Annotated in this window: 7 protein-coding genes, 1 tRNA gene and 1 pseudogene; 4 read left to right on the forward strand and 5 right to left on the reverse strand. The window is 62.9% G+C overall.

The genetic code is table 11. The features are described from left to right. Nucleotides 1-39: 39 nt before the first annotated feature. Nucleotides 40-303, reverse strand: a complete 264-nt coding sequence (locus ACFC3J_RS04405) for a hypothetical protein (RefSeq protein ID WP_375194986.1) — start codon at nucleotides 301-303, stop codon at nucleotides 40-42. Nucleotides 304-367: 64 nt separating this feature from the next. Here ACFC3J_RS04405 and ACFC3J_RS04410 point away from each other — a divergent pair, with 64 nt between their 5' ends. Continuing rightward, a complete protein-coding gene (locus tag ACFC3J_RS04410; RefSeq protein WP_375194987.1) occupies nucleotides 368-1,513 on the forward strand; it encodes an aminotransferase class I/II-fold pyridoxal phosphate-dependent enzyme in 1,146 nt (381 codons plus the stop codon). A gap of 316 nt (nucleotides 1,514-1,829) precedes the next feature. On the opposite strand, the gene ACFC3J_RS04415 is transcribed toward ACFC3J_RS04410, so the two are convergent. The 3 genes from ACFC3J_RS04415 to ACFC3J_RS04425 are packed head-to-tail and all read right to left on the reverse strand — an operon-like array spanning nucleotide 1,830 to nucleotide 5,262. Then, nucleotides 1,830-3,095 (reverse strand): DUF3526 domain-containing protein, encoded by a 1,266-nt coding sequence (locus ACFC3J_RS04415; RefSeq protein WP_375194988.1) that lies wholly within the window; start codon nucleotides 3,093-3,095, stop codon nucleotides 1,830-1,832. Next, nucleotides 3,095-4,531, reverse strand: a complete 1,437-nt coding sequence (locus ACFC3J_RS04420) for an ABC transporter permease (RefSeq protein WP_375194989.1) — start codon at nucleotides 4,529-4,531, stop codon at nucleotides 3,095-3,097. Before ACFC3J_RS04420 ends, ACFC3J_RS04415 begins: the two co-directional genes overlap by 1 nt. Continuing rightward, a complete protein-coding gene (locus ACFC3J_RS04425) occupies nucleotides 4,528-5,262 on the reverse strand; it encodes an ABC transporter ATP-binding protein (RefSeq protein WP_375194990.1) in 735 nt (244 codons plus the stop codon). The genes ACFC3J_RS04420 and ACFC3J_RS04425 overlap by 4 nt, the downstream gene beginning before the upstream one ends. 280 nt (nucleotides 5,263-5,542) lie before the next feature. Here ACFC3J_RS04425 and ACFC3J_RS04430 point away from each other — a divergent pair. Beyond that, a pseudogene (locus tag ACFC3J_RS04430) lies at nucleotides 5,543-5,762 on the forward strand (helix-turn-helix domain-containing protein). 31 nt (nucleotides 5,763-5,793) lie between these two features. On the opposite strand, the gene ACFC3J_RS04435 reads toward ACFC3J_RS04430, so the two are convergent. Beyond that, nucleotides 5,794-5,877 (reverse strand) — tRNA-Leu (locus ACFC3J_RS04435). 649 nt (nucleotides 5,878-6,526) lie between these two features. Here ACFC3J_RS04435 and zwf point away from each other — a divergent pair. Then, nucleotides 6,527-7,990, forward strand: coding sequence for a glucose-6-phosphate dehydrogenase (zwf, locus tag ACFC3J_RS04440; protein ID WP_375194991.1), 1,464 nt, complete (start codon nucleotides 6,527-6,529; stop codon nucleotides 7,988-7,990). Beyond that, on the forward strand, nucleotides 7,983-9,046 hold a 1,064-nt coding region (locus tag ACFC3J_RS04445), incomplete at its 3' end, for a dihydroxy-acid dehydratase (RefSeq protein ID WP_375194992.1). The genes zwf and ACFC3J_RS04445, both read left to right, overlap by 8 nt.

The raw sequence follows: 9,046 nt of genomic DNA on the forward strand, positions 1-9,046 counted from the left end.
TGAGGTTTCGGTCGAGGTCTGGATTTCCGAATAGCAGCTTCAGTCGCGCGGCTTGTGCTTCGAGATCAGGTAACGCCAGACGCCGACCAGGTTGATGCCGAGAAGCGCGACATTCTGAAAGCCGATCCCCTCGCTGTCCTCTGAGAGAAAGCCCCAGAGGATGAGTGCGATCGAGGACGTCACGAACAGGACGAAAGCCCAACCGGTGATACGGCGACCAAGGTTGAGCGAGACGATCAGGGCTGCGAGGGTGGCGGCGGCGGCGCCATAATATTGGAGGCCGTCAAGGATCGTGTCATTCATGGCTCTGGAACGCGCTTGCGGGGGCAAGGTTGCGGGCAGGCTCACGGGGCTTTAGGCATGCGGCATGATTGCTCAGATCGATCCCTTTCACGCCATCGCCATCAGCCGTGAAGCCCACAGGCTGGAGGCCGCGGGCCGCTCCATCCTGCATATGGAATTCGGGCAGCCTTCCACCGGGGCGCCGTCGGCCGCCATTGCCGAAGCGCATGCGGTGCTGGACCGCGACCCGATGGGCTATTGGGAAAGCCCGGCGCTGAAAGAACGGATCGCGCTCCATTATCGCGAGCGTTACGGCGTCACGGTCGATGCCGAGCAGATACTGCTGACCTGCGGCGCCTCGCCGGGTCTGGTGCTGGCGCTGACCAGCCTGTTCGCGCCGGGTGCGCGGGTGGCGACGGCGCGGCCGGGCTATGTGGCCTATCGCAACACCCTGAAAGCGCTCTATCTGGAGCCGCAGGAGGTCGATTGCGGGCCGGCAGTGCGCTATCAGATCAGCGCGGCGGCTCTGGAAGCGCTGAAGCCGGCGCCGGACGGGGCGATCATCGCCAGCCCGGCCAATCCCACCGGCACCATCATTCCGGCGGACGAGATGGCGCGCATCGCAGAGATATGCCACGCGCGGGGCATCCGGATCGTGTCGGACGAGATCTATCACGGCCTCAGCTATGGCGAGGCGGCGCGGTCGATGCTGGAATTCGCGCCGGATGCCATCATCGTGAACAGTTTCTCCAAATATTTCAGCATGGCCGGATGGCGGCTGGGCTGGGTGGTGTTTCCGCCCGACCTGATCGACGCGGCGCGGGCGCGGATGGGCAACCTGTTCCTGACGCCGCCTTCGCTGGCACAGCATGCGGGGCTGAAGGCCTTCGACTGCATCGATGAGTTGGAGGGCCATGTCGCGACCTATCGGCGGAACCGGGAACTGCTTCTGGCGGCGCTGCCCGCGCTTGGCCTCAAGGAGATCGCTCCGCCGGATGGGGCCTTCTACATCTATGCCGATGTCGGGCATCTGACCAATGACAGCCTGTCCTTCTGCCAGAAATTGCTGCGCGAAACAGGCGTTGCGACCGCGCCGGGGATCGATTTCGACCCGGTGGACGGACAGCGGCATATCCGCTTCAGCTTCGCCGTTTCAACCGACCGGGTCGAGGATGCGATCGCGCGACTGATCCCCTGGTTCGACGCGCAGGCGGGAACGGCAAGGAACTGATCCATTTTGGATGGAAGTATAGATTTTTCTGGTATCGTAACAATTTACGGTTAATCGCCGCGACGCGACCCGAAGCTTTTACCAAAAGTGAAAGCTCTTCCTGGCCCGGCAGCTTCGGCTGCCGGGTCATTTGTTACGGCGAACGCGAAAAGACCGAAGAGCGCCAAATCATTCGGCGGCTGAGTTAAGCCAATCCCTGTTGTCGTTCACGCCGCCTGTTTGATCATCAGATCATGAGTCGACCGCCATCGGGGCTCCGGCCGACGATGAATGTAGGGCATCTGCCAGCGAGCCAGTCGGAGCACAGCAACGGCCGCTATGTTGGCGGATCAAGAAGCGTGTTGAAGCGCGGCGCCCGGGCAAAGTCCTCCTTGCCGAAGGGACGATCGGTGAAGAGATAGCCATAATAGAATTCGCGCAAGCGGCGGTGATAGTCGCGGATGCGATCCTGATAGGCCAACTGCGCCTGGAGATCCGTCTCGGCAAGATGCGTCAATAGCGCCTGAAGCCCAACGGATGGCAGCACCCAGCCGATGGTGCGCGTCATGGCGTCGCGGTGCTCGAGACCGCCGCGATAGGCGCGCACCCGGTCCGCGACGCTTTCATCGCCCACCTGATGAAACGCGAGATACCATTTATAATGGAAGCCGGCCGGAAGCGGCGGCGAGTTCGCCCATTGCGGATGGCTGGCGTAAAACGCCCGCATCGTCTCCTCGCGAGGGATCTCCCACGCGCCGTTGACCTTTTCCCGCTGCGCCAGCGCAATCTCGGCGCCCTGATCGACCGGGACGGTCTGGCTGATGACCACATGTGCCAGCGTCGGCAGGACCAGCGTCAGCACGAGCCAGCTCGCCGCCAGAGTCGCGGCATTTGCGACCGAACTCCAGCCGAGTTGCCCAACCAGCAAAGTCAAGGCGATCCAGAACAGCAGATAGCCGGCCGCCGCCGCGCAGATCGCAATCACGGCCCCGGCGGTCGCTCCGGAGAGTATCGCGGCGATCGCGAAGGGGATGCAGAGCACGGCAAAGAGGAGCCCGAAGCGGAGCATGACCCGTCTCATCCAGAGGCCTCGCGCCGATGGCAGCGCCGAGAGCATCCGGGCGCGCCCTGCCTCGCGCTCGCCCGAAATCAGGTCGTGCAGCAGGGCAATGACGAAGAGCGGCGCGAGGAACACGAGAACGAAGGCGAAATCGAAGCGTCCGGGCAAGGCCAGTTCCGGATTGAAGATGTCGCCGTCATATATCTGGGCCTCAAGTCCCAGGGCGCGAACCCGCAGGATGTAAGGCGCCACATCCCGCATGCCGATGGCCGCGAAAGCAAGCGGGGATGGCGAATCCCAGGTCGGGTGAAAGCTGTAATAGGCGGCGCTCCCGGCATCCTTGCTCTTGTCTACCCAGGCGGCAATTGTCCCGATATCCTCGGCTTGCGGCGTGGCGATGGCGGCGATGGCGGCGCGTTGACGGTCCACCTCGGCCATGCCTGCGATGACTGCGGCCGCGCTCAGTGCGCCGAGCAGGACAAGCGCAAACAATGCGATCCTGGCCCGCACAAGCAGGCGAAGCTCATAGGTCCAGATGCGCATCAACGCACTCCCAGACGGCGGGTGATGAAGACGAGCGCTGCCGTGGCGACGGCCAGCCAGCCTGCCAGGACAAGGAGGCCGGGAAGGGCGGCGGCGGCGAGAGACGTGTCGTCGGGCAGGCGGAACCGGAAACCCGGCAGCTTCCGCCAGTTGCCGGCGGACACGCGCTTGCGACGATCGGCATCTGCATCCTCTGCCGTGTCATTGGCATAGCTGACAGCTTCCGCCTGAAGCCGGTTCAGTCGCTGGACGAGATCGTAGCGATAGGCTTCGGCCTGTTCGAGGAAGCGCCGATGCCCGGCGAAATCAGTTCCTGCCGCGGCCATCGACGTCGCCCTTACGGCGATGGCCGGACTCAGCAGGCCGATGCCGCGGACCAGCGCGTTTTGGCGAGCCTGGGCATCGTTGCTCTGCGCTGCGTACCGGTCGAACAGCTCGGACGTCATGCGCTCGCCTTCCATGCCCAGCAGCCCCTTGTAGTTCACCGGCAAATCCTCGACGCGCTTTACTCCATAACGGTCCAGCACCGACCGCTTGAACGCCGCGAAATGCGGATCGTCAGGATTGTGGCTGTCGCCCATCGCGCGCAGGTCCCGCGCCACGGCGATGTCGGTCTGGAGGCGGTTGCTGAGCGGGATCGTCGCGCTGGCGACGTCAGGCGCGACGCGCGGCAGGAGCACGACCACCACAGTCCACAAAGCGAGCAGCGCCAGCAAGGCATCGCGACTGCGGCGGGTGACGGCGGAAATGAGGAGGATCAGGACGACCCAAAGCGCGAGATACAGGCCATAGCCAAGAGCGATCGCTGCAATGGGCAGCGCCTGCGCGCCCGGTTGACCCGCGATCAGCGCGAAGCCGAGCATGGCAGGGAGGCCTGCCAGAAACGCGACGAGGCCGAGGGCGCCGACCTTCCCGGCGATGATCTGGATGCACGAGGCACCCTGAAGCATGAGCGGGCGCAGCGTGCCACGCTCACGCTCACGGGCAACGGCACCATAGCCCAGAAAGATCAGCAACAGCGGGGCGACCGTCTGGAGCACGAAAGCGGGTGTTAGTTGCCCGAAGCGGATGAGCAGCGAACTTTGCCGGACGTCCCCGAAATTTGCGGTATTCTGCCGGTGCCCCTCCAGGAACATGCTGTTGCCGGTATATGGATCGACACCGGGATCGAACGCCGCAAGGGGACCGAGCGGTCGATAGATGAAGTGGCCATAATGGACGACGCGGTGCGGGTGCCGGTTGGGCTGTGTGTCGAAGGCCTGTTCTGCAGCCTGCTGATGGCGCGCGCGCACCTCGGCGACGGCGCGCTGATGACCCCAGCTCGTCACGACAGCGACCAGCGTCAACAGCACGAGCAACGCAAAGGCGATGACGGCGACGCGATTGCGGCGCATGAGACGCAATTCGTCCCGCGCGATCAGGCTGACAGGACTCATGCCGCTGCCCCCTCGCGCGCAAAGCAGTCATGCAGGGCGCGCAGGTCGAAACGACCGGCATCTTGCGCTGCAACCTCATCAACGATCCGGCCACCATCGATGAAGCCGATCCGGTCTGCCACATCGACCGCACTCATCAGGTCGTGCGTGACCATGAGGATGGCCGTGCCGCGATCACGCACGGTCAGCAACAGGCGGTTGAAATCCGCCGTCGCGCGCGGATCGAGGCCGGAGGTCGGCTCATCGAGCAGCAGCACCGGAACCTCACGAAGCAGCGCAACGGCAATGGCCACTTTCTGCCGCATGCCCTTGGAAAAGCCGCCGAGGCGCTGGTCCCATGCCCGTTCCTGCAAACCGGCAGCCTCGAATGCCCCCACAATAGCGGATCGTGAGGTGCGTTCACCCGACAAGGCGAGCAGATAATCGGCATTCTCGACGGCAGTGAGATGCTCGTACAGCGCCACATTCTCGGGAAGATAGGCGATACGCTTGCGCACGGTATCGGACTGCACCGTCGGATCGAAGCCATCCACGCGAACATGTCCCGCGTCCGGTTTTGTAAAGCCGAGCAAAACCGAAAGCGTCGTAGACTTTCCGGCGCCATTTCCACCCAGTAAGGCGTAGATCGTCCGTGCGCTTACCCGTAGGCACAACTGGTCAAGAACCTTGTGGCTCCCATAGGACAGATCGACGCCGTCAATCTCGATCGGGGTCGGCACGGTCTCGGGCAAAACGAATCTCCTGATTGAATGGGAACAATCTCATCCGACCGGTCCGATCGGGTCAATAGTTATGTTGCAACATCTCATTGACCATCCGGGGAATGCGGCGGCGACCCGCGGACTTGAGGAAAGTAGCGTCGCCCCCGGCAAAGCGGCCAACCGCGGCGAAGCACTGCCTGCTCTGCGCACGCGACAATATGAAGCTGGGGCGCGCTTCGTGTTCGATCCGCACTGGCGCCTGATTCTGGCCGCCTTTGACATTTCCAAGCCCTATTTCGAGATTGATCTCATGGACGGCCAGCCGATCCGACCAAATTTGCCCACATATCTGACCAATCAGGAGGCGGATGCTCTTCTTAGGCTCTCGCCCCGAACACTCGAAAAGCAGCGCGTGATCGGCGGAGGCCCTTCCTTCAGGAAGTTTGGACGCCGCGTGCCTTATGCTCTGGAAGATCTGGAGAGTTTGGGCCGCCAGGAGGACGTTCGACAACACAGGCTCGGCCAAATGAAGCGCGCTGGCATTCGCAGGCTTCTTCAAACTGGTGCGGGCGGTCGGACTCGAACCGACATGTATTGCTACGGCGGATTTTGAATCCGCTGCGTCTACCATTTCGCCACGCCCGCGGCGGCCATATGACTGCACATGACGTCCAGTCGAAGCGCGACGTCCTATAAGTCGCTCGTGGGGACCTGACCAGAAGATTTTGTTTCGCAGACAATTTCGTCTGCGCGGATCGCCGGCTGGCGGGCCTCTCGCTTCGGAAAGCTAAAAAAATGCTCGCTCGGAGCGCACTCAAACTTCGCTTTCGCGCCGGATGCCGCATCCTCGTGGCTTCCATGTGGCTCCCAGCGCCAAATCGGGCCTCCGAAGGCAGACAGGGGAAATTCGACCGATCTATTCAAAAATAACGATCATTCCATTTACCTGATCGACCCTACGCGCTGTCGCAAGACCTCTTTTCGAGTCCGGCGCATCTGCCCGTTTCACCACCCTCGCGTGCTGGTGAGGCGCAAATGGCAAAATAAAGCCCAGCGTCCAGCCAAAAATCCAACGGCTTCACCTTCTCGCCGTTGCGGGATGAGTTGGGGGGCGATAGCGTGGCTTGCGTAACGAGCGCCGCTGGGTATAAGAGCGGCATCGTGCAGACCTGAAACCATCGGATAACCGGCCCAATTGCATGGGACCGGCCTTCCGATTTGTTGTTAACGCGATTTCCGAGCCGGCGGGCTTTCAGCCCGCTTCGAAATCGCTCCCAACGGAAAAGGGACACCTTTGACCGAACCGTCTGCCACGTTCCTGTTGTTCGGCGCCACCGGCGATCTGGCGCACAGGATGATATTTCCTTCGCTTTACAATCTGCTGGCCGATGGGCTGCTGCCCGACGATTTCATGATCGTGGCGTCGGGCCGTTCCGAGTTCACGGACGAGGCGTTCCGCGCCGACATCGACAAGGCGCTGAAGAAATTCCTCGCCGCCGACCGCTATGAGACGGGCATCGCCGCGCAGCTATGCGGCATGATCGTCTATCAGCCGGTCGAAGCAGGCAATTCCAGCCAGTTCGCGGCCTTGGCCCAGCGGCTCGACGGCAGGGTGGACAAGGGAATTTCGGTCTATCTTTCAACCCCCCCTTCCCTGTTCGCGCCGACCGCGCAGGGGCTGGCCGATGCGGGGTTGATCACGGCTAAAACGCGAATCGCGATGGAAAAGCCGATCGGCAAGGATCTGGCATCCTCGAAGGAGGTCAATGACGGCATCGGCGCCCTCTTCGCCGAGGACCAGATTTTCCGCGTCGACCATTATCTGGGCAAGGAAACGGTCCAGAATCTGCTCGCCCTGCGCTTTGGAAATGTCATGTTCGAACCGCTGTGGAACGCCACGGCAATCGACCATGTGCAGATCACCGTGGGCGAGACTGTCGGCCTTGAAGGCCGCGTCTCCTATTATGACGGCGTCGGCGCGCTGCGCGACATGGTGCAGAATCACGTTCTCCAGATCCTTTCGATCATCGCCATGGAGCCGCCGGCCCGGATGGACCCGACATCGGTTCGCGACGAGAAGGTGAAGGCGCTGCGCTCGCTCCGCCCGATGACCGCCGACACGGTGAAGGCGAACAGCGTTCGCGGCCAATATACGCCGGGCGCAGTCGGGGGCGAGATCGTCACCGGCTATGCCGATGAGCTGGGCAAGCCGTCCGACACGGAAACCTTCGTGGCATTGAAGGCCTATATCGACAACTGGCGCTGGCAGGGCGTGCCCTTCTACCTGCGAACCGGCAAGCGCATGCCGACGCGCCAGTCGGAAATATTGATCCAGTTCAAGCCGGTGCGCCATTCGATCTTCGGCCGCGACGGCCATGGATCGGGGCTGGAGCCGAACACCCTCATCATCCGCCTGCAACCGGAAGAATATATCCGCCTGCTCATCATGAGCAAAAGGCCGGGGCTGGAGCGCGACGTGCATCTGGAGGAGGTGACGCTGGACGTTTCGCTGACCGCCGCCTTTGCCGGACAGCGCCGCCGCATCGCCTATGAGCGGCTGATTCTCGATCTGCTCGCCGGGGACGCGACCCTGTTCGTGCGCCGCGACGAGGTGGAGGCGCAGTGGACATGGATCGATTCGATCATCGACGGGTGGAAGGAAGCGGGCGTGAAGCCATCGCCCTATTCTTCCGGGAACTGGGGACCGTCCTCAGCCATTGCCCTTATCGAACGTGACGGAGCCAGCTGGAATGACTGATCTGCATCCGGTGATCGCCAGGGTCACCGACCGTATCGTGAAGCGCAGCGCCGCTTCGCGCCGGAAATATCTCGACCTGATCGAGCGGGGGCGCGACGCGGGCACCAACCGCGCCCAGCTGTCCTGCGGAAACCTCGCCCACGGCTTTGCCGCGAGCGGCGAAGACAAGGCTGTCATCCGCACTGGCGCCGCGATGAACTTCGGCATCGTCACCGCCTATAACGACATGCTTTCGGCGCATCAGCCCTATGGCCGCTACCCTGAGCAGATCAAGCTGGCGGCGCGGGAAGTCGGCTGCACGGCGCAGGTCGCGGGCGGCGTCCCGGCGATGTGCGACGGCGTGACGCAGGGGCAGGCGGGCATGGACCTGTCGCTGTTCTCCCGCGACACCATTGCGCTGTCGACGGCGGTTTCACTTTCCCACGCGATGTTCGAGGGCGCGCTGATGCTGGGCATCTGCGACAAGATCGTGCCGGGCCTGCTGATCGGCGCGCTGCGCTTCGGGCATCTGCCGACCATCTTCGTGCCTGCCGGGCCTATGCCATCGGGCCTCGCCAACAAGGAGAAGGTGCGCATCCGCCAGCTCTATGCCGAGGGCAAGGTGGGCAAGGAGGAATTGCTGGAGTCCGAGAGCGCCAGCTATCATGGCGCAGGCACCTGCACCTTCTACGGCACGGCCAATTCGAACCAGATGATGATGGAGATGATGGGGCTGCACATGCCCGCAGCCTCTTTCGTCCATCCGGGCACCAAACTGCGGCAGGAACTGACGCGGGCGGCGGTGCATCAGCTGTCGCGCATCGGCTGGGATGGCGGCGATTATCGTCCACTGGGCCACTGCGTCGATGAAAAGGCGATCGTCAACGCCATTATCGGCCTGATGGCGACTGGCGGGTCGACCAACCATGCTATTCACCTGCCCGCCATGGCGCGGGCGGCCGGCATCCAAATCGACTGGACCGACTTTGCCGAGATATCGGACGTCGTGCCGCTGCTGGCGCGGGTCTATCCCAATGGTTCGGGCGATGTGAACAATTTTCATGCGGCGGGCGGCAT

The sequence above is a fragment of the Sphingobium sp. genome (assembly GCF_041987595.1).
Taxonomy (GTDB): domain Bacteria; phylum Pseudomonadota; class Alphaproteobacteria; order Sphingomonadales; family Sphingomonadaceae; genus Sphingobium.

Bases quoted from the DNA above. Each gene is read 5' to 3' on its own strand.
- ACFC3J_RS04405 (WP_375194986.1), bottom strand. From the start codon at position 303: ATGAATGACACGATCCTTGACGGCCTCCAATATTATGGCGCCGCCGCC.
- ACFC3J_RS04410 (WP_375194987.1), top strand. From the start codon at position 368: ATGATTGCTCAGATCGATCCCTTTCACGCCATCGCCATCAGCCGTGAA.
- ACFC3J_RS04415 (WP_375194988.1), bottom strand. From the start codon at position 3,095: ATGCGCATCTGGACCTATGAGCTTCGCCTGCTTGTGCGGGCCAGGATC.
- ACFC3J_RS04420 (WP_375194989.1), bottom strand. From the start codon at position 4,531: ATGAGTCCTGTCAGCCTGATCGCGCGGGACGAATTGCGTCTCATGCGC.